General features: G+C 34.3%; 16 protein-coding genes. 8 read left to right on the top strand and 8 right to left on the bottom strand.

What is annotated here, in order from left to right; genetic code table 11:
- Window position 1: 1 nt before the first annotated feature.
- On the bottom strand, window positions 2–7,048 hold the full coding sequence (locus J2Y40_RS00455) for a hypothetical protein (protein WP_309995728.1): 7,047 nt from the start codon (window positions 7,046–7,048) through the stop codon (window positions 2–4).
- 929 nt (window positions 7,049–7,977) lie between these two features.
- A complete protein-coding gene (locus tag J2Y40_RS00450; RefSeq protein WP_309995726.1) occupies window positions 7,978–8,535 on the bottom strand; it encodes a hypothetical protein in 558 nt (185 codons plus the stop codon).
- 432 nt (window positions 8,536–8,967) lie between these two features.
- Between J2Y40_RS00450 and J2Y40_RS00445 the strand changes: the two genes are divergently transcribed.
- The 3 genes from J2Y40_RS00445 to J2Y40_RS00435 all read left to right on the top strand — a co-directional run bounded on the left by J2Y40_RS00445 (window position 8,968) and on the right by J2Y40_RS00435 (window position 11,832).
- Window positions 8,968–10,623: a helix-turn-helix domain-containing protein gene (locus J2Y40_RS00445; RefSeq protein WP_309995723.1), complete on the top strand. Its 1,656-nt coding sequence runs from the start codon at window positions 8,968–8,970 to the stop codon at window positions 10,621–10,623.
- A gap of 145 nt (window positions 10,624–10,768) precedes the next feature.
- Window positions 10,769–11,167, top strand: coding sequence for a beta-1,6-N-acetylglucosaminyltransferase (locus tag J2Y40_RS00440; protein WP_309997516.1), 399 nt, complete (start codon window positions 10,769–10,771; stop codon window positions 11,165–11,167).
- A 77-nt stretch (window positions 11,168–11,244) separates the two neighbouring features.
- Window positions 11,245–11,832 carry a Crp/Fnr family transcriptional regulator gene (locus J2Y40_RS00435; protein WP_309995720.1) on the top strand — a complete coding sequence of 196 codons (588 nt, stop codon included), beginning with the start codon at window positions 11,245–11,247 and terminating at the stop codon, window positions 11,830–11,832.
- Between the two features lie 682 nt (window positions 11,833–12,514).
- Here the strand turns inward: J2Y40_RS00435 and J2Y40_RS00430 are convergent.
- The 3 genes from J2Y40_RS00430 to J2Y40_RS00420 all read right to left on the bottom strand — a co-directional run bounded on the left by J2Y40_RS00430 (window position 12,515) and on the right by J2Y40_RS00420 (window position 14,722).
- Window positions 12,515–13,111, bottom strand: a complete 597-nt coding sequence (locus J2Y40_RS00430) for a Crp/Fnr family transcriptional regulator (RefSeq protein ID WP_309995717.1) — start codon at window positions 13,109–13,111, stop codon at window positions 12,515–12,517.
- A 748-nt stretch (window positions 13,112–13,859) separates the two neighbouring features.
- Entirely contained in the window at window positions 13,860–14,285 is a 426-nt protein-coding gene (locus J2Y40_RS00425; protein WP_153394637.1) for a transposase, read from the bottom strand.
- Between the two features lie 131 nt (window positions 14,286–14,416).
- Entirely contained in the window at window positions 14,417–14,722 is a 306-nt protein-coding gene (locus tag J2Y40_RS00420) for a helix-turn-helix domain-containing protein (RefSeq protein WP_309995712.1), read from the bottom strand.
- A 271-nt stretch (window positions 14,723–14,993) separates the two neighbouring features.
- Between J2Y40_RS00420 and J2Y40_RS00415 the strand changes: the two genes are divergently transcribed.
- Window positions 14,994–15,785 carry a LuxR C-terminal-related transcriptional regulator gene (locus tag J2Y40_RS00415; protein WP_309995709.1) on the top strand — a complete coding sequence of 264 codons (792 nt, stop codon included), beginning with the start codon at window positions 14,994–14,996 and terminating at the stop codon, window positions 15,783–15,785.
- A gap of 321 nt (window positions 15,786–16,106) precedes the next feature.
- On the opposite strand, the gene J2Y40_RS00410 is transcribed toward J2Y40_RS00415, so the two are convergent.
- On the bottom strand, window positions 16,107–17,084 hold the full coding sequence (locus J2Y40_RS00410) for a hypothetical protein (RefSeq protein WP_309995707.1): 978 nt from the start codon (window positions 17,082–17,084) through the stop codon (window positions 16,107–16,109).
- A 258-nt stretch (window positions 17,085–17,342) separates the two neighbouring features.
- Here J2Y40_RS00410 and J2Y40_RS00405 point away from each other — a divergent pair, with 258 nt between their 5' ends.
- From J2Y40_RS00405 to arsB, 4 genes are read left to right on the top strand one after another with little or no spacing between them, the layout of a single operon-like run.
- The gene (locus tag J2Y40_RS00405) at window positions 17,343–17,669 is read left to right on the top strand and encodes a helix-turn-helix transcriptional regulator (protein WP_153394645.1); all 327 of its coding nucleotides are present in this window, start codon (window positions 17,343–17,345) and stop codon (window positions 17,667–17,669) included.
- Between the two features lie 57 nt (window positions 17,670–17,726).
- Window positions 17,727–18,200, top strand: a complete 474-nt coding sequence (locus tag J2Y40_RS00400; RefSeq protein ID WP_309995703.1) for a DUF6428 family protein — start codon at window positions 17,727–17,729, stop codon at window positions 18,198–18,200.
- A 12-nt stretch (window positions 18,201–18,212) separates the two neighbouring features.
- Window positions 18,213–18,830, top strand: coding sequence for a protein-tyrosine-phosphatase (locus tag J2Y40_RS00395; protein WP_309995701.1), 618 nt, complete (start codon window positions 18,213–18,215; stop codon window positions 18,828–18,830).
- A gap of 13 nt (window positions 18,831–18,843) precedes the next feature.
- The gene (gene arsB, locus J2Y40_RS00390; RefSeq protein WP_153394651.1) at window positions 18,844–19,872 is read left to right on the top strand and encodes an ACR3 family arsenite efflux transporter; all 1,029 of its coding nucleotides are present in this window, start codon (window positions 18,844–18,846) and stop codon (window positions 19,870–19,872) included.
- Window positions 19,873–20,367: 495 nt separating this feature from the next.
- Here the strand turns inward: arsB and J2Y40_RS00385 are convergent, their stop codons facing one another.
- Window positions 20,368–20,919: a PIN domain-containing protein gene (locus J2Y40_RS00385; protein ID WP_309995697.1), complete on the bottom strand. Its 552-nt coding sequence runs from the start codon at window positions 20,917–20,919 to the stop codon at window positions 20,368–20,370.
- A complete protein-coding gene (locus tag J2Y40_RS00380; RefSeq protein ID WP_309995694.1) occupies window positions 20,912–21,367 on the bottom strand; it encodes a helix-turn-helix domain-containing protein in 456 nt (151 codons plus the stop codon). Before J2Y40_RS00380 ends, J2Y40_RS00385 begins: the two co-directional genes overlap by 8 nt.
- Window positions 21,368–21,475: the final 108 nt, after the last annotated feature.

Here is a 21,475-nt window from a genome sequence, read left to right as displayed (position 1 = left end):
ATTAATCAGGACAAGTCTGTGTAGTGATACAATGCCAGGCCATAGAAGTATCACCATCTTTAAGGGTGTACATCTTCATGCACTTATTGGTCGTATCATATACCATCATTCCTTCTACAAAGTTGGCAGGTGCAATACCTACAGGATTACCTCCACTGAAAGCTACGCGGTTTGGCACAAATCCTTTGGTTTTTGACTCTAATGCTAACCATCCACCTTTACGTGTCATAGGCCAATTGTCAATGTCTGTCGCTCCGGCTCTGTTAAGAGAAGTAATTCCTACCCTGGTATCTAATGGAGTACCTGTTGTAATTCCTGGCTTATAGCATCCAGTTTGACAGCCGTTAATAGCTAAATTCTGTGAACTTCCAATGCCTTGCCCTGCTCCTGCGGTGATTGGGATACCATTTGCGTCAACGCAAGAACCGTCTCCACATAAATTTTGATTTAATGCAGCTGAACCTATACCAACTGTAACGGTTCCACCGGCTGTTATCAAATTAGCCGCTACAAAATTAGCGCTGCCTTCTATTGCGTCTAAACATCCATCATTATCAGAGTCCAAATCCAATTCGTTAGAAATACCGTCTCCATCAGGGTCGCAAAATCCTTTTTTAAATCCTGTTCCATGTCCGGTCATATTAGTTGCTCCAACAACCTGTTGCGAAGCAATTACCGTATTACTTGAATTGTTATTCCAAACTACTGTATTAAATGTTGTACCGTTAAAAAGCTCTAGTGGATATAGATTTCCACCTGTGGATTTACTGCCCAGCATTGAAATAGAACCGTTAGGACCGATAATAATTCTGACAATTGGTGTTGTACTATTTCCTGTCATTGACCAAATTTCAGGAATACCTCCAGTACCATACTGTGATCCATCTGCAAATCTGATATTGCGGGTAGCATGACTAGATTGGAAGTCTATCTCGTTGGTTGCCAAATTTACTCCATTGATATTTAAATTGAACGAATTGTCTAACGAGTAAATATCAAATATAAAACCTAGATCTGCTGCCGGAGCATTGAACGTAACCGTATTACCGTTAGCAATACTAAAATCAATACTTGGGTCTAAATCACTGCATTCAAAAACATCCAAAATACCATCATTATCATCATCCATATCACACATATCCGGAATACCATCTCCGTCAGAATCAGGACCGGAGCAAGCCCCTTGCGTTGGCGCTCCACAAAGATCGATCTCTGGGGTGTCAGCAAAGTTATATTCATCCTCCGCAGCATCTGTGCTTGTACCATCTCCCATACTTCCATTAACCCTATGCCCTACATAGCCGTATTTTGGGTTATTCTCTTTTACAATCATTGAAGTATGCCCACCGGTTTCTACGGCAATCACTTTGTCTGTCCAATTCAATTTCCCTATGTTATACGGATTAGCAGAAGGAATACTGCCCGGCATCTCGGTTGGATTTATACTAGTACCTGTTCCTCCAAGCATTTGAGAACCATTATTTCCCCAAGCCCATAGCCTACCGTCTGCCGTGAGTACATTGATGGCAGCTAAAGTAAAATCATGTTCATTTGGACTAATCCAGACCACATTGGTAAGGTAATCACCCGCTGTCGACGATTTTTGTACCTGTACCCAGGTGTTGCTATTTGCCGTACTAAAGTTACCCAACTGTCTGAAGGTTCCTTCTCCCGTACTATAGAGATTGCCGTTGGTACCCAATATATAATAAGTGTTTACGGATGCCCCTATCATTTTTGGGGTTACGCCTGCCGGTATCGTCATTGGTGTGGCAAATGCTCTGTTTGCAGCAGCAGTACCATTCCCCAACCTTGTGTTGGTTCCCCAGGTATATACCTCGCCGGTGGCGGTTAACGCCATCAGTAAGCCTCTACCACTTCCACGTATAGCTACTACGTTGTTGAGCGGTGTAGTTGCATCGGTATGTACCCGATGCCATAGCTTATCGTTTGCAGCGGAACTTGCTGCTCCATCGCTGTATTTATTGACATCTTGCGCCAGTACCCATGCTTCACCAGAACAGGTGGTTAATGCCAAGGTCTGGTAAGCACCAAACAACATTTTGACGTCTTGGGGAGCTACGCCGTCAGGCAAACCGTCTGCTTTTGGCGCACCGCCATTGACTCCATAGGTTCCTACACCTATCTTTTGAAAGGCAGTACTGCTGGTAAGATCTGTATGAATCAAATGAGCTTCACCACCCCAGGCAAATAGCCCGTCTGTGGTTAAAACGACTTGTTGCTCAATATTTTGACTATTGCTTCCTCCGGCAAACTTAAGGATATCACCGGTCAATGCCGGGTAGTTGGTACTATTGACCTCCATAGGTGACAATACGTGACCTGTACCATTGTTTGCCATTCTTTCACCCCACACCATTAGCGCACCGGTAGATGCGTCGCGCATCAAGGTACTGTGGAAAGTGCTTACCATATTGTCGTACTCTATGGTGTTAGGGTCTGAGGTATTTAAAAAGGTATTTGGATTACAGTCACCGGTAACGCAATAGCTTGGCGCAACACCTGCGAAAGTAATATATCTCTGCGTATTATCTGCATTGAAATTATTGCTAAATACCCATTTCCCATTTGTATATGTTCCTGCAACATTTTGTACATTGGTTGTAAATGCGGCATCGTCTGCAACAAGCATCCAAACCGTACTTCCTAAGGAAAAATTAGCTCCATACATCGATAGATCTGCCTCAAAATACAGCGCACCCGGAGTATTTTTACGCTGAGACAGCCATGTTCTCTGAATTCTCTTCCAAGTGTTTCCTCCAATAGTAATATCAACAAGAGGTGTTACCGTCACATTATTATCTCCTAATAAGAAATATGTTTTATCGTTGGTAAATCCTGTACGAGTTGCATCCTGATTTGGATTGACGAAATCGTTTACAGTGGCAACGGTAAGTATCGTTCCTGTATTTACACTTTTTGATACTTTCTGCTCAAAAGCTTCAATATCATCTCTTGATACTCCGAAGATATTGCTATTATAAGCAGTATTAGAAGCTCCATTCCATACTATATTACCGTCTGTGTCCAGATAGTGGTCTGTAGCCACTTGCCCTAATGTAATTCCATATTTAATGGCAAGGTAAGAATCTACTCTTCTGCGTTCTACATTCGATAATGTGCCTGCGCCATACACGATAGTTTCTCCGATGTGCCCTACAAAACCGGCATCGTCACCTCCTGTCAGGGTACCTGCATTTCGGCCAAATATATGCCCTCCAGTTACCGCTCCGATAGCACTATGGTTGGTACCCGGACCAAGCAGTGTGCTTCCATTAACTCCTTTCTTAAGATTAACATCTGTAAAAGTTGTATAGACGATACTTGGTATTCCCACCTCAAAAGGATTCCCTGGGTTAGCCCAATAAGTAGGTCCAGCACCAGTGTTGGTTCTTCTAACTATAGCTCCTCCCGGTTCGAAAGCAGGGGAATCCCAGTTATCACCGCCGAATGTTGTATTATTTCTACCTATATTGAAGAATCTTGTACCAATCATGCCTTCTTTTGTAAGCGTAAAGATGTCATAATTAAGAGAAGTTAAAGTTTGTACAGAAATATTACCTAATGATTGGGTATTTACTGTAAAATTAATTCCAGGATTAAAGTTGAAATAGTTGGACGTTCCCAGTACATACTTTGGTAACGCGTTGGTTCCCAACTGTGCAACGGTAGTTCCGTTCCACATATCCGTCAATCCTGTTACATCTGTTGCAGCTCCTGTATTGGTTGCGTTTTTATCGGCTCTATACCAGTAAGACAAGCCGGTTGCTACACCACCCGGAGCGTTTCCGAAACCTGCGAAGGTAAAGAATTGTCCGTTTGCTAATGTTACATTTACGGTATTATATACCACACCATTTACAGTAACTTCTGTAGTCATTGGGGTAAATGTATCTGTTGGATCAAAAGCTGCGTCGGAAGACTGCACTAAATACAAGTTTTTCACACCTTTTGGCCATGCCACAGTAACAGTTCCTATACTTCCTGAATTTTGAACTTTCCAGATCGATTCAAAACGATAGTTGGTTGATCCGTTTGAACCTGCGGTATAATTCAAAGGTACTGCAAGACTTTGCTTCAAACCGTTATCTCCTGTCATTAAGAATTGAAGATCATTTAGTAAATCTGTGCTGTTTGCAGCATTGCTGTCTGCGAACCCGGTAGTGGAAATTACTAGCTTCTGTCCATTGTTTACACTACCAGACTGTTTCTGATGCAGTAACGTAATATTATCTCTTGCAATACCAAAGATGTTGTTGTTATAGCCAGTATTAATGGTTCTGTCCCAAACTACAGCGCTGGCGGTAGAAAGATAATTTTCATTTAAAGTAACACCATTCTTCACCGCAAGGTATGAGTTTACTCTTGACTGTTCATTCGCTGTTAATGTACGCTTGTACCAAACAACTTCCATAATATCTCCAGGGAATGCACCCGGAGCATCCCAGCCTGCATGGCCTATTCTTAAGTTACGCCCATAAATCTGGAATTTATTGGTACCTGCAAATGGAGTTGTTTGATAAGAACCATTTAAACCCAATATTTTTTCTCCTCCAAGGGAAGCTGAAGTTCCTCCGTTCGCAACAGAGTTATTAGCTATTGCAGAGAAGATATTTGAAATACCGATATTGAATGTGGTTGGAAAATCTGTTGATGTAATGATATTATAATATTCATACTGTCTTGGAGCTCCGTTTGCAATAGAAACTCCTGGTTCTGACGCATATGCTACATCATCATCAATCCCTGTAATACGTCCTGTTCCGTTTGTTGTAGGTCTTACCGCAGAGAAAATAGATGTATTGGTGTTGGCCAACTCTCCATTGGTAGAATTCATTACCGAAGTAGAATTATAGAAGAATTTTGAAGCAGAATATCCTGTGGTGTACGGATTAAAATTATGACTTCTATCTGCTGCAGAAAGTGTCCATGTTCCTACTGCAGGAATATCATTTGCATTTATAGAATGATCTTTCCACGCTGTGGCAATAGTACCCGCATCATCTGATTTCACCCAGAAATCAGCCCCGGAAACACCTCCTGCTGCAGCATTTATGACGTTTATTGTCAAATCACTTGTAGTAGAACATGTACTCCCTGTTGTCACTGTCCATCTGAAGGTATAGGTCCCCGGCGTATTAAATCCTGTCACGTTGGTATTGTAGGCTGATGGTGTTGCAATTACCGGATCGGTTGCTCCCACAGGCTTAGATAACAGCGTCCATAAACCGGTAGCTGCCCCTGGATTATTGGCATTGAAAGTTGTTTGGGATGTCCCTATCAATGTTTGAGTAGATCCTGCATTAGCCCCAACCTGTGCTGATACGAACACCGAAAAATTACTTTCTAAGGAAGTTCCGGAACAGACATATTCTTTATCTAAAAACGCTCCGACACTTGGATTATAAGTATCTGCTTTTATTTTAAATACATATTCACCCTGCGTATTCAAGTTGGAAATTGTAGTCGAAGTATTGGTAAATAATGTATTGTTATAAGGTTCAAATACTGGATCTGCTGCACCAGCAGGTTTTGAAACCAATGTTAATCTGTAACGTCCATTAAAATCTTGGAAATAGCTTGTGTTTACTACTCCTTTATAAACTGCAGGTAAGGGAATTGTTGCTGTCACTACACCACTCCCCGGGTAACATACCGTAGTAGTCGGTACGGTTACATCCGGACGGCTTCCATCCGAAATATGAATGTAATAAGTTTGTGTAGCAGAACATGCCCCAGCATTTTCTCTTGTGATGGAAAACTTATACGTTCCTACACGCCATCCTCCCGAGGGCGGTGTTATAGTAGCCGATCTCGTTGCGGTACCTGCTCCTCCGTTTGTTACAACAGGTGCACCTCCTGGAGGAGTAATGCCTGATGAAGCTGCACTTGTATTGATTGTTGTAGGGTTATCTGCAGAATTGACAGTATAATAAAATGTAATGGGGGTAGACTGCCCTGCATACCCGCAATGTACCTCCCCACCTGAATTACCACTATCATAAATCATCATTTGCTCCGGTCTTGAAGGTACCAGAAAATTTACCGGATTAGGAGTTGTTCCAGTGAAAGTATACGTGATTTCCGGTGTTGTGTAGGTTCCGCTGGCATTAGCTACAGTCAAAGTGAACTTGTAGACTCCCACAACATTTGCACCGGTAAAATATATATTATCATCATAAATATTCGAATAGGAAATATTTCCACCTGATGGTTGGCTGATCACATTCATGGTAATAGTTGTACCAAAGTTCCCTGATGAACCTGGGGAGGTAGGATATCCCTTAGAAAATTTAGGGGATGTACTTTGAAGCGCAACGTAATGATTTCCTGTACCCGAAATACATCGTGAGGTAGACACAGTCGGCAATATCTGCGGATTCGGGATAAAACGCACTATAGCAGAATCCTCGTACCAACAGTTTGGATTGTTAGTAGAGGTTATTCTTAGTGTCACTACATAGGCCGGATCAATATCGTGATTGGCTTTATTAATAAGACTGAATGTTGTTGTTGCCGATGTTGTCGAGCTAAACTGTGAGTTTTGGCTAGTTTTTACACTGCTTCGCTCCCATCTGTAAATATTATAGGCACTCCATGATGCGGTATATCCGGCAGGTACAACACCATTCAGTGTAACGGTACCTGTGGTTGCATTAACATTTGTAATATCCGGTCCTGCTGTAAATGTTGAGGAGTCTCCCGGTGCCGTAATGATCACCTGAGAAGTAGCCGAGCCAGAAATACCACAATCTTGTTCTACTTGAAATACATAATTTCCAGGGGATGTTATTCCTGTAACATTGGGGGTTAAGGAATTCACATTACTAATTATGGGATCTGGTGCTCCGGACGGCTTGGAGACAAGTGTCCAGGTTGGGGTTCCTGCACTGCCAGACGAGCCCTGCAAGGTGTAGGATGTGCCACATATTGTGGTGTTCCCTCCTGCGTTCACGATACACTGTGCGTACAGTATCATATTACCCAGAAAGAGCAATAGGAATAAAAAGAGGTTTTGTTTTTTCATGTTTTTGCTTTTAGAATCGTTTTTGCTTGTTTTATCATCATTTTCATATTTTGTATCATTTCATATTTTTTTATATGGTTTTTCTACTAATAAACTTTTCGGCTCCACTATCGTAATTCCAATGGAAAAGAGATCTGTTATAAAAAAATCGTCCAACTGTTTCGTTACACTTCATGTGCAGGGTGACAATTGCTTCATATTATTTAGCCCAACACTGTAACATTTGAATCTCAACATTAAGCTGTTTTGACAATTGATAGCCTTCATATGTTGGAAACTTCTGCCATGTCCAGGATATTGATTTCAATACTGGAGATTTCGCATCTAAATTTTTCTCTTTGATTAAGAGGAACAAGATGATATGTTATCATTGAAGGTTTACAAAGGCTGTTGGATGGATACTCCAAGGTTCTGTGTACCTGCAATGAAATAGCCGGTATTTACAGAACCTCCCTTACATAGCTAATATGCCACTTCTTTAGAACAGCTCGATAGTAGCGGCTGTAACCTTGCCCTCTTTGCGGTTAAAAGCAGTATCGCATATCTGTATCATATTCAGGGATCGTCCTCTCACTGTATGAGCTATGAAATCATTTGTGTTGTCTATTGTAAGGAAATTATCGTGGAGATAATCCTTGATTTTGTATAAAATTGTCATTTGTCTAGTTTTTCTTTTTATATATTTGATATTCTAAATCTGCTTATGGAAAGATTACTACTCTAAGCATTCTTGGTGAAATCATCTAAGTTGCTAACAAGCTTAGGGGAACCCTGCAACTTTAACATTAAATACTTAATTCTTTTGATAATAGAAAATTTTAAATTTGTATATAAAATATTTTTTCTCTATTACAATTAAATTGAGTTTTAAGTTTATTTTGTAGTTTATTGACAGTATAAAACAGATGATAAAAGAGAGTTGTGGTGATCTATAAAATCGGTGGTGGACGCTGGAAATTGTGGCCCATATCTAATACCGGAATTACCCTGCATTTATATGAACGAATACCTACAAGGGAAAAAAAGTAAAGAATAAGTATAAAAATACTATTAATAATAACAGCATATAATTTCAAATCATACCGAGTTATAACAGAAAACTTTTTAATTCCTGAAGATCCGGGATTGAAATCTTCTGCACTGTCCAAAGGAATAATTTTAGCTATATCATAATAAGAAAGGTTTTCCATCTTTCTTATTTTCTTCTCGGTTGATTTTGTTTTTACAGATTGAGACGATAACTTTCTTAAGGTCTTCTGCATTTTTTTGGCAGGTGCAATAACAGCATTACCATGTAATATAGTACCCTCGGAAACTATAAATTTAACATCACCATATATATATATATTACCAGAATTATGATCTGAAATTTCAGATGCTTTTGCAAACGATAAAAGTGAAAAAATAAAAGATAAAATAAATAGATAATATCTTCTCCCTAAGTAAGAGGATATTATTATTTTTTTTATGATCATTAGTTCTTTCAAGCTTTGGATATTGATTAGTTGCTAAAATATAATTCATCATATTAATCTGCACCGATTAACCCTCCAAATATTTTATCTTAATGCGGAATATTTTAATCACAGTAAATAAAAGATTATGCAATCACAAACCACATTTATGAATAAATAAATTCATGACAATATTAAGATGAACCCACCTCTCTCACAAAGCTTATACTTGGCGATTTCGGAATTAGTCTAACAACTTCAGAGTTATTATTTTTATTTTACAATAAATCATATATGATTATCAATATCTTATATAAATAAACAATTCACATACCGTCGAATAAAATTTCTAACATGCACATCCAGTAATTGAGATATAATTCTGAATTTATCTAATAACTTTGCAAGTGAAAGCTTGATACACTACACAAAGACTTCTTACCAAATAAATAAACTATTCAATCAATGAAAAAAACATTCTATCTTTTTATTCTATTTTTCTCCTTTTATTTTGTGCTTGGCCAGAACAAACAATATGGTACTACGTCACAGATTGAAGCTATCGACATAAAATTAAAAGAAATTACAAAAGAAATTAATGAACATGCAGGTGACCCAAAACAACAAGAAGAACAGTTATTCCACTTAAAAAGTGCCTCCGACAAATTAAAATATGACCAGGGGATTTTACAGAGTGGCAGTCTTATAATGTTACTATATACAGTACAGGATCGAAATAGAGAATTGATTAAATTAGGCAGTGAACTAAAGAAAGTTGCCCACGGTAAAGAAGACCCTTATGGCTACATCTCTAATATATATCGTAGAAATGCACTTGCATTGGGCTATTTGGGTCTGAACGATGCCAGTATTAAGGATTTTAGAACAGCTATTAAATTTATACAAACTATTAAAAATAAAGATAAGAGACTATATTATCTTTCGCTATGCTATGATAATATCACTGCCTATTATGAGAATGGACAATTCGAGAGTAAATTTGCAGATTCAATACTGTATTTTCGAAAAAAGAGCCTTGATGCGGCAAAACAAATAAGTGACAATAACGGTAATATATCCAATGACTTAAAATACGACCAGATTGCTTTTGGTAGTATGGCTATTGGTATATCGTATCTATCCAAGGAAGATACCAAAGAGAATATAGCATTAGCAGAAAAATACCTTTTAGAAGGTTTAAAAATTCATAAGAATGAAAAATACAATATACCTCCTAAGAATAAAATAATAATGCTGAATCAGGCAAGCTGGTTGTATTCAGAAAAACAAGACTATCAAAAATCTATTCATTATGCGCTACATGCTTTAGAACTGGAAAAAAAATTTCGTAGTCCGTACAGTAGAATGGAATCTTTTGAATTTCTTACAGACTCTTACATAAGTATAGGTGACAAAGAGAAATCAAAATTTTATATGGATAAATATAACTATCTTAAAGATAGCTTAAATACTGTTACAAAAAATAATGCAGATGTTACCATGAAAAACTTGGTAGCACATGAAGTAAATGAGCAGAAGGCCGCTTCAAAGAATTTGCTAACCATTATGGGCATTCTTATAATTATTGCTACCATCATTATAAGTCTGCTCTGGAGAAGAAAAAATAAGAATCTTCACAAGAAATACGAACAGATGATTTCTACAATAAGCAGTAAGAAAGAAAATTCACCCATAAAATCTTCAGAAATCATAAGAAACAAAGAAAATAAAGGTTCCACAGGCATTCCTAACGATACCGCAAAATCATTGCTCCAGAAGTTGGAAAAGTTTGAGGCATCTGAGAAATATCTAAAAAAAGAAGCCAGTTTAACATGGCTTGCTAATAATCTCAATACCAATACCAAATACCTTTCTGAAATTATCAAGATTGAACGAGGTAAAAATTTTTCAAATTACATTAACGGATTGCGAATCAATTATATTGTTGATAAGCTTTACAATAATCCCAAATACAGAGAATACAAAATAAGCCACCTCATTGAAGAAAGCGGATTTGTCACGCACAAGGTTTTTGTCGCTGCTTTTAAAAACGAACACGGCGTAACGCCATCCTATTTCATTGAAAAGTTGAAGCAAGATGAAAGAAATTTATCTATTTAATAGCGGAAGAAACTATCTTTTTATTATGACCAGAAATTTTACAGGCCTGATACACTTCAAAGAATACAGAATCATTTTACAGAGCTGACCCATAAAATATCTTCATTTATTTATAAAAGAGAATTTATGAAGGAAGTTATACCTTATAATTGGTGGGAAGTGGTTTATCCTTACAAGAGAAACCTGTGTATTTTTAACCAATAATAAAAGGGTAATGGATTTTGAAGATTATTACCTGCACACTCTTTTACCGGCTGAATCATTTTTCCAGACAGTACTCCTCAATACAGCCTTTAGTGATATTATTGTGAATGATGATAAAAGAGCAGTCATTGAAAAAACTTTTTTTAGTAAAGACCAATATGCTGACAACTTCATCGAAACTCTGAAATCCTCCAATAACCTTTTCATTAGAAAAATAGATGATAAAACAAATAAAAATATTCTAAAATATATTAATGACACTTATCTTCTTCCTTTACCTGAAATTAATGAAGTTGAAAGAGAACTTAAGAGAAATGATCACGACGACAAATGGTCATAAGAAAGCTTTGTACACTTGTAAATAAATTAGGAACTGTACACAAAATATTTTCATATGAATAATTAAAATAAAAATTGATGCTGATCAAAGAGGAGCTTTTGATGAACTGTGGAGCTAAAATTGTAAATTTTACAAAGGGAAAATATGTATTTAAAGAAAATGATGACGTAATCTCTTATTTTCAAATTTCAACAGGAACTGTGAAGATTGTCAGTGAGAAAAAAGCGGGTCGTGAATTTATTCACAACATTTCTATTCAAGGTGATTGTCTAGGAGCACTTTTCCTGTTCTTAAAACATCCATATTCTGTAAGTGCCATTGCAATGGAGAATTCTAGGATAATCAAATTGGAAAAATTGGGCTTTGATTTAATGCTAAAAGATAATCCCAAAATACTGTTAGATTTATACAAATATACCGCAGAAAATATGCATTATACCTACCTGATGAAAGGATTTGCATCAGAAAGCCCGTCCGAAAAAATAATGAATCTATTCAATTACTTAAAAAAATCAAAACCTCCGACTGATTCTTTTCAAGTATTTCTCACCAGACATCAAATTGCATCACTAACAGGATTAAGAGTGGAAACTGTTATAAGAACAATTAAAAAACTGCAAAATCAAGGAATACGCCTGGTTATTAATAGTAAAATATTTTATTAATATATATTATTATATCTCCCTGTAACAAAAATTACTTGGTAAAAATGAAACTTTTTAGTCTTCATGATTAGTAACCAAACAATATATAAAAATATTTGAGAAAACGCACATCTTACTGAAGTAATAGTATAATAAACAATGCAAGGCTTTATTTATTATATAAAAGTGTTAAGAATTATGGAATTCTCTTTTTTGACTTAAGAGCTACATTATAAGGATTTACTTTTAGAATAAATTCATAATGAAATCAGATGTTTAAAATCATTTTATCATTCTTCCTTAATCGTTATGAGAGTCCAGATCTGAAAAAAATATTTATTTTAATTAATTCTTCAAAAAATGAAACACAATAAGAATATTGCAATAAATACAAGATCCATATTCGCTTTACGAGTTAGATAATACTCTCATACAGTTTAGACTATATACTGAAGCTTTTTCAGGCAAATACAGTAGTCGTAAGATTACGATCAAGATTTTCAAATTTTGAAGATATTCGCTAATGGAAGAAGTTTAGAGATCACTAATGATAAAAAGTTACAACTTCTATCCATTTTATAACCGTAAAAATAAAATTACGTACTAAAAGTATAGAAATATTTATGTAAAATAGCAGTTGGTTATAATCAATAAGCCTTCAATTAACAGAAGGCTTATTAAAATTTAACGTAATTTATGCGAACTAGTACATAATATGACGACCATTAATCTTAATAATATCTTTCTTCTCCATTTTTTTTACAGTTCTAATGACCGTTTCAACACGTAAACCTGTCAAATTCGCAATTTGCTGCCGGGTTAAAGGTACTTCATATGAATATTGTTTTTTACAACTTGAACTCTCCTTGTAATAATCCATCAAGGACTTTATTTTTGACATAGGGTCAATGGATGAGTTATTAAAAAGCATGATATATTTATAGAAAAGCCGATCGGAAAGATATGCGAAAAGGGAAAACATTAGATCTTTCCTCTCCTCTAACATCTTAAAAAAATCTGACTTTCTTAACTTTATTATAGTACATTCTGTTCTAGCAATAGCATTTGTTGGATATTTCTTATCACTAAAAAGAAGTGATTCACCAAAACTCTGCCCATCCGAGAGGATATTTTGAGTAAATTCCTTTCCATCCTCATGGTAATTATTCAGTTCCACTATTCCTCTTACAATTTGGAAATAATAATAGGGACAATCTCCCAATAGATAGATAATTTCCTTTGCAGAATAGTTCTCATAAACCGCTCCATTTTCGAGCAAAAGATTTTCATCGATAATCATATTTTATTATTTTATAATGACTTTTATACGAATATCTCAGTTAAAATTGATAATACATCGATACAAATTTTAAGCCATCCACAATTAAAAAATAAATGATAACGTATTACATGTTAAAAATTAAAATATATTTTTTTTCGTAAAAATCCATCTTATAAATACTTTATTTGACTTTTGGCTTTTTTATGAAAGTATATAATTACATCATAAACCGTATGTTCAAACCATTTCTAAATAACCCACTCATTTAATCTTCACTACAATTCTCATTTTTACAACAATCTGTCATACTATGAACTTACACTTGCTAGTTGAAAACATATGGAAGATAAAAGCTTTGACAAGTATGTATCATTTTAAGATACTATATTCAAACCCCTCCCATAAGGAAGAGTTAATAATTTTCACCAAGAGCAACTATTGTGTTATTGTAACCTATTTATATTACTTTGTGATGACGTAAGAAATAACAAGACAAAAAACAATAACAGTATTTGAAGATATGCTCGTCAAGGTCACAGAAGAGGAGTATTTAATTCTACGATTCTTTCTAAATCTTCCACTAAATGTTTCGATATCTCTTCGTTTATGGGTACAAAAAACCTCTGAAATCTTTTGATTCTCAGAGGTTTTTGATTTTTAGGGGATCAAAAAGGTGATTAATTTTTTTAAAAGAAAAATTTGTATTCCAGAGTCTTAGTATATTATTTCATTTAAGATTATAGCATCAAGAGATCATCTTTATTGTTTAAGAATCCAAATTTGAATACTTACGAATCCATTTATAAAGAGTAGTTTTAGGTATCTTATAAGTACTTACTACTTCAGGTTTTGACATTTTGCCACTGTCTATCCTTTCTAAAATGAATAATATCATTTCTTTAGTATAAATATTTTTTCTAAAGACAGGCGTGTTTATTCTTTTGATATCGCTCCCCATATTCCTTTGTGGGGAAAATAAAATAAGATGCTGAGAGTAAAGTCTAAAAAAATCGTATTTCAATAGCTTACTCCACTTCAATAATAATTCTGTAGAAAGATGTTCTTGATTGAACATTTCTTCTATTTCTACAACAGGTTTACTAAAAAATGTTGAAATACGGGAATACTCTATTTCATTTTTCACAATTTCACTCTTAATCAAAGAACCAATATGTATATTTTTAAAGTTCATGGCATAAATTGACTTAATTATTTATTTTTGAATACAATCCTAATAAGTAACCTAAATAATACTTGATCGTGTCTATATTATTTTTATTTTTTTCATCATGTTTTTTTAATTTGTTAGATCTACACTTCTCCTTAAATCTTATATTTTTTCTTCCAGGCAGCTACTGTATTCCTACTCAATTTAAAATGCAATGCTAATTGTGAATTATTAAGTTTTTCTTCTCTTTGATACTTTAACATTTCAAATATGCTTTGCTTATCGTAAGATTTATGTTTTTGATCATTAAATTTATTGTTTGGAAAAAGTATATTATTCAATTGAATAATATCTAAGCTATTCAATGTTTTTTTATTAAAAAAATCTTGGCATTCATTCAATTTTAAAGGGAATTTCTCTGAGATCAAATCCGTATAAATCTTCTTATAATCAGGGCACATAGGTCATTTTTTTCATAGAGTAATTCATAGTTATTAGTTTTTAATATATACTCGATTTTGTGTTTTTACAGTACAGAAATACTATGCGCAAATATATTTCAATAAGGTATTTCATGAAATAACAGATATCTGTCATTTTAGAAAATTATACATTTGAAGAGCATTACTGTAAAGACTAAATTAACCTAAAAATTCATCCCTATTTTCTAAATTTGTTTTTATTATTTCACTAAATTTAATGTACATTATTTTATAAAAAACAACAAATCATATGAAAAAAATTCACCCTATTAGTACTGATGAACTGATCAGTTCGCTTGGTCATAATAGTAATAAGACACAAGGGAAATATTATAATTTTTTTGAAGAAAAAATTAAGAGTATTGCAGACCATGCTATGAGTATATATTTTTGGATTCTCCTTAACCGATCGGAAAGGAAAATTGAAATGGTAAGTGAAAATATCGAACAGTTTACTCCTACTAAAAAGGAAGACTGGATTCATAGTTTTGAAAATCATTTCTACATGGAGTTGTATCATCCTGAAGACAGGGATTATTTAAATGCGGCTTTTCAGTTTGCTGAGAGAACACGTTTAAGTTTAGATAATTCCAAAAAAGAAACATTAAAATTTAATTTTTATGGAAGAATGATTGATCGGAATAATCAATACCGTATGGTTATGATTAAATCAATAGGCCAATATATTAATGATAAAAATGAAATAGAAGCCTCTTTGGTTGTGATTTATGACATCTCTCATTTTAAAATTCCTAACCTTCCATTATTTTCCGTCATTGATGACAGTAATAAAGAAACACGATATTATAAATTTATTGAAGAAAATATTCAAAGCATTGAGATTGACGTTCCCAAAATAAGCACAAGAGAAAAAGAGATTTTAGATCTGATGTGCCAAGGCTACAATACCCCTCAGATTGTTTTAAAATTATCAATATCCTATCATACCGTAGAAAATCACAAAAGAAATCTTCGAAAAAAAACCAATACAAAAACATCATCTGAGCTCATTGCATTTGTCATGATTCACAACTTAATGTAATAAAAAATTGAAAATAATTTGAATATACATCCTCTATTTTCTAATCTTACATATACAAAGTATCAGCTTTAAAATTAAAGCTGATATTACATAGTTTCGTCAATCTATTTGAACATTTTCATAGTGTACATGTAATATTTTCTTCATCGCCTTATTGTAACTATAGTACCCGCTATGCTGTAAATTCCTTGGAAAAATTTTTCCATATTGATAAATCTGAATTCCATCCGGACTACCCAACCTACAATATCAATTTATATTTTCGATTCGAGTGGTTAAAAAAGTGCTTGAACCTATATGTATATTGAATAGTTTTTATAATCAATTTAAACGCTGTGCAGTAAAATAAAAATAATAGTTGACAGCATCTCTGGTAGCATGCCAAGTACAGTTGTGCCACTCTCCATTAGGAAAGATGATCATGGCATTCACATACTCTGCTCGATCCATATCTGCACCGAAATCATCATCTCCATCAATGTTATAACTATAATAATAACCAGGTCCGGCAATAGTGGTATTAGCTCCATCAATATATCGGTTGTTTGTTGAAAGAGAAGAAACACTATATGTAATTGGAGCAGAAGTAACATTACAGAATTTGGGAGCTACATCTCCATCGAACGCAGCTTCCAAAAAATCCATTCTTAACCCGTTGATATGAATAAATTTTGCCTGGTCAACAGCATTGGAAAGTTCATAAGCAGATTTTCTATTGGTAGTACCAGTATTGGTCACTGCTCTCCCGGTCATTATATTTCTTGTTCCTCCATTGGCTGTAAATATGTTAGCAGGTATCACCACCCTAAACGATTTAATGGCACCTGCCACAAAATTATTATCATTGGAGACGGTAGTTTGTTGAAAAATATCCCATAAAGGAGCAGTTGTCACATTATTTGAATTTTTAATAACCATGACCGATTGTCCTGATTTAATAGTAATGGTGTTGCCCGTGGAAGCGGAACCGGTTTGTATCAACTGTGTACCATTTCCTTTGATGGTGACATCAAAAGAAGATGTATTTTTAATATGATACACTCTTCCATAAAATGAATTTTCTACTACATCTGCTACCACAGCATCAGGAAGGGTAATGGTAACAGTACCAGAGGCACCTACTACATTCACAAATTGATCAGTAATGGTTAAGTTAGTATCCACAGCTACCGACTTATAGTTCCCAGCATATGAACCATTTACAGTCAATGTACTATTAGAATTTTCAGTATTAATCCCGACTTGCGAATACATAATAGAGGAGACAAGAAGAATTCCTATTCTAATAATTTTTTTCATAGCATCATTGTATTTATTTATGCTACAAATTTACCTGGTATCAGTCTTTCAGAAAATAACAGATCTCTGTCATTTTTAATGTAATTCACTATTACAAAAAAGAAAATATTTTTGTTTTAGAAAATTAAAGTAACTGTATAAAGTTGAAAGGTTATAACTAATCCTGTATTACAGGCATGATATTGAAATTAGAAAAAACCAAATAAATTTTCCATTTCAAATATTTAATCGTAATATTGCGATATAATTATTCTAATCATGGGAGTAACAAAAACAGATCACTTTACAGATCAGCAAAACAAGATTGCTGTTATTGCAAAAGCATTAGGACATCCTGCCAGAATCGCGATTATTGAATATCTGCTAAAAGTAAATACCTGCATTTGTGGAGACATTGTTAATGAACTTCCTTTAGCACAGGCAACCGTCTCTCAACATTTGAAAGAATTAAAGAATGCCGGTCTTATCAAAGGGAATATCGAAGGAACTGCCATTTGCTACTGTATTGATGAAAATACTTTTGGAATCCTGAAAGATTATTTTTCAAATATAATTCTGACGACTACAAATCAGAAATGCTGTTAGGGCATTTTTTTAAATACATATATCGCAATATTGCATTTAACCAATAAATAAAAATTGATGAAATTATCTGAAATCAAAGAAATTTTACCAACATTAGAAAATGTTGAGTTTCAATTAGAAAACGGAGCTTTTGTTCCTGAACATTTTCATGTTACAGAAGTAGGAACTGTGACCAAACACTTTATTGATTGTGGTGGTACCATCCGCAATGAAAGCGTGGTTAATTTTCAATTATGGAATGCTGATGATTTTGAGCATAGGTTAAAGCCTGGGAAGCTTTTACATATTATCAGACTCTCGGAAGAAAAATTAGGTATTGAAGATGGTGACATTGAAGTTGAATATCAAAATACCACAATTGGAAAATATGATTTAAAATTTAACGGGAAACATTTTGTTCTTAAAAATAAAACAACAGCCTGTTTAGCCCAGGATGCCTGCGGGATTCCTGCAGAAAAGCCAAAAGTAAACTTATCTGAACTTTCTACTCATCAAACTTCTTGCTGTACTCCAAATTCCGGATGCTGCTAAATCATATAAACTATGTATCCGAAACTATTACAAACAATAGACATACTAAAAAATCAGGAAATCAGTGCAGATAGGAAATCCACATTAGCACCATTGGTTGATTTTATTCAAAAAAGATTGGAACAGCAAAAAGAAGTAATCCTTAACTTTATTTGCACCCATAATTCAAGAAGAAGCCATTTGTCACAAGTTTGGGCACAGGTTGCAAGTGCTTATTATGATATATCGAATGTAACCTGTTATTCAGGAGGAACAGAAGAAACGGCCCTATTTCCTAAAGTTGTGGAGACTTTGAACGAACAAGGACTTTCAATTATAAAAATTTCCAATACGGAAAATCCAGTGTATGCTATCAAATTTGATGAAGACAGGCTCCCAATCATAGGTTTTTCTAAAAAGTATGACAGTCCTTTTAATCCGACGCATGGTTTTGCTGCAATTATGACCTGTTCTCAGGCAGACGGTGACTGCCCATTTATTGCAGGAGCTGACAAACGTATTCCTATCACTTTTGAAGACCCAAAAATTTCTGATGGTACCCCTGAACAGACAAAGATATATCATGAGAGAAGTTTACAGATGGGTACTGAAATGTTCTATGTCTTTTCACAGATAAAAAATAAGAATTGATAAAATAAACGTAATGCAGCCCAAATTAAAATTTCTGGATAGATTCCTTACTCTTTGGATATTTTTAGCGATGTTCCTTGGGATAGCTCTGGGATATTTCTTTCCTAACATTTCTGAAATCACAAATTCTCTATCCGTAGGAACTACAAATATTCCATTGGCGATTGGTTTAATCGTAATGATGTACCCACCATTAGCAAAGGTTGATTATTCACTGTTACCCAAAGTTTTCCAGGATAAAAAAGCAATTGGAATTTCTTTAGTATTGAATTGGATTATCGGGCCAGTTTTGATGTTCTTATTAGCCATTCTTTTCCTGAAAGATGAACCCGATTATATGATTGGTTTGATTCTTATAGGTTTAGCAAGGTGTATTGCAATGGTATTGGTATGGAATGATTTAGCTAAAGGAAACCGCGAATACGGAGCATTGCTAGTCGCTCTAAACAGTATATTTCAGGTATTAAGTTACAGTTTTATGGTTTGGCTCTTCATCAATGTTTTACCCGAGAAACTAGGATTGGCTAATTTTAATGTAACGGTATCAATGGGAGATGTTACAGAAAGTGTTCTGGTATATTTAGGTATACCGTTTTTAGCAGGCTTCTTAACCCGTTACTTTTTAACCAAGCTAAAAGGTTTGGAATGGTATAATAGGAAGTTTATTCCTGAAATATCTCCGCTGACTTTATATGCACTTTTATTTACGATTGTCCTCATGTTCAGCCTTAAAGGTGATAAGATCTTAGAGTTACCATTAGATGTTTTAAAAGTAGCTGTACCACTAATAGTGTATTTTGTACTCATGTTCTTTGTTAGTTTCTTTATCAACAAATCCTTTAATATTCCTTATGATAAAAATGCTTCCATAGCCTTTACAGCAACAGGAAATAATTTTGAATTGGCGATTGCCGTAGCGATTGCTGTTTTTGGAATTCACTCTCAACAGGCATTTGTTGGAGTAATCGGACCATTAGTAGAAGTTCCGGTTTTGATATTGCTTGTAAGAATAAGTTTATGGTTAAAAAAGAAATATTATTAATGCCATTGTATAATGGAAGCTTCTCTGATTTCGCTTAAAATTTATCCCTAAATAGTGAATTTGTTTCACAAAACCTAATCAACCAGTTAAATCGTGTAAAAAATATTTTTCACAAGTAAAATATCTTAAAAAATTGAATGAAAAATCCAGTAGTCCCAAAACTTCTTCCTCATTCTTAACAATTAGACACAAACTGATTTTCATTGGCTTCTAGTAATTTTTAAAGGTATAAAGATACAAGTATTACATCTGTTGCACATTTTAAATGATGTTTACTTTAACTCTTTGTAAAAGATTAATCTAAACATCATTCGGATTAAGGAAGTTAAGATTAATGGCTGGAAGATAAAAGAAGGAGACTGGAAGTTATTTTTAGTTATAGGCATTGAAGGCCACAGTAAAATCAAGTTATCATAAAAAAATAAAAATAGAATGACACTTATTATTAATTACTTCTCTTTCAGCTTCAAACCTATCTAAATCAGAAATTTGAGGCTATTGAAGAAGCTCAGCTGCTTTTTTAAGACCACACTTCATTAATATCTCTAAAACTTCTTCTTTTGTTTTTTTGGGATTTTTAAGGTTTAAAACCTGTTTTTTGAAAGCAGATTTCACTAATGCTGTATCTTCCGATAAAATCTGAACAATAAAATCATCAGGGTGAATAACTTTTACAGGATATTTTAAAATACTTTTGGAAGGAAAATCCTTTAAATTAAAAGTTAACAGAAAATTGGCTCCACTATACAGAGCGGCTGCTAAAACATGGCGGTCATCTTTATCTGGAAGTTCCAAAGCATCAATTAATTCTCCATAATCATTTACATCAGCTTCGGGAAAAGCAAGATTCATAGCACTTATGGCTTTCTCCAAACTGGTTTTATTTAACTTAGGTCTATTTTTAAGAAGATTTCTTACCCATTCTTCGTGAATAGCCGATGTCCATTTAGGTTCAAAACCACCTTCAGAAGCAATATAAAGTAAAATATCCCGCACAGGAGCAGGATAGAGTACATTAGCATCCAGTAAGGCAATTGTTTTATTCATACCCAAGATTCAGATCCTGTGCCTGTTTTGTAAGAAACTTTAACTGCTTTTCACGTATTTCCTTTTGCTTTTCCTCATAATTTTCAAGATCTTCCAATTCAATTCTTCTATGGGTTCCAACTTTAAAAAAAGGGATATCACCTCTTTCTAAAAGTTTGATTAAATGTGGACGTGATATTCTCAATAGGTCAGCAGCCATTTGGGTAGACAGCCCTTTATGGGAAGGAATAACTGCAACCTCCAAGCCCTCTGCTATATTTGACAAAATACTTTTAAATAAGACAAATGCCTGCTCAGGGATCTGAATCTCTTCTTCATTGTATTTTAGTTTTACAGTTCCTCTTTTATCCTGTTTCCTTACCTGTTTGATACTGGTACGTAAAACGGATAAAGAAGTTCTTGCATTTTTCCGGTCTTCTTTTGTAATTATATTCTTAACACCCATCATTTTGATTTTAAAACACATACAAATATAACAAATAAAATATTCGAAACAAACGAAATAAACGAAATATTATTTATTCCTAAGTTTAATTTGTTATATTAATTAACAAGG

The organism is Chryseobacterium sp. 2987 (assembly GCF_031456375.1).
Classification (GTDB): Bacteria; Bacteroidota; Bacteroidia; order Flavobacteriales; family Weeksellaceae; genus Chryseobacterium; species Chryseobacterium vaccae.
This window is presented reverse-complemented; position numbering and strand designations above follow the sequence as displayed.

Coding starts and splice junctions, on each gene's coding strand:
- J2Y40_RS00455 (WP_309995728.1), bottom strand. CDS start 7,048: ATGAAAAAACAAAACCTCTTTTTATTCCTATTGCTCTTTCTGGGTAAT.
- J2Y40_RS00445 (WP_309995723.1), top strand. CDS start 8,968: ATGAAAAAAACATTCTATCTTTTTATTCTATTTTTCTCCTTTTATTTT.
- J2Y40_RS00435 (WP_309995720.1), top strand. CDS start 11,245: ATGCTGATCAAAGAGGAGCTTTTGATGAACTGTGGAGCTAAAATTGTA.
- J2Y40_RS00430 (WP_309995717.1), bottom strand. CDS start 13,111: ATGATTATCGATGAAAATCTTTTGCTCGAAAATGGAGCGGTTTATGAG.
- J2Y40_RS00425 (WP_153394637.1), bottom strand. CDS start 14,285: ATGAACTTTAAAAATATACATATTGGTTCTTTGATTAAGAGTGAAATT.
- J2Y40_RS00420 (WP_309995712.1), bottom strand. CDS start 14,722: ATGTGCCCTGATTATAAGAAGATTTATACGGATTTGATCTCAGAGAAA.
- J2Y40_RS00415 (WP_309995709.1), top strand. CDS start 14,994: ATGAAAAAAATTCACCCTATTAGTACTGATGAACTGATCAGTTCGCTT.
- J2Y40_RS00410 (WP_309995707.1), bottom strand. CDS start 17,084: ATGAAAAAAATTATTAGAATAGGAATTCTTCTTGTCTCCTCTATTATG.
- J2Y40_RS00405 (WP_153394645.1), top strand. CDS start 17,343: ATGGGAGTAACAAAAACAGATCACTTTACAGATCAGCAAAACAAGATT.
- J2Y40_RS00400 (WP_309995703.1), top strand. CDS start 17,727: ATGAAATTATCTGAAATCAAAGAAATTTTACCAACATTAGAAAATGTT.
- J2Y40_RS00395 (WP_309995701.1), top strand. CDS start 18,213: ATGTATCCGAAACTATTACAAACAATAGACATACTAAAAAATCAGGAA.
- arsB (WP_153394651.1), top strand. CDS start 18,844: ATGCAGCCCAAATTAAAATTTCTGGATAGATTCCTTACTCTTTGGATA.
- J2Y40_RS00385 (WP_309995697.1), bottom strand. CDS start 20,919: ATGAATAAAACAATTGCCTTACTGGATGCTAATGTACTCTATCCTGCT.
- J2Y40_RS00380 (WP_309995694.1), bottom strand. CDS start 21,367: ATGATGGGTGTTAAGAATATAATTACAAAAGAAGACCGGAAAAATGCA.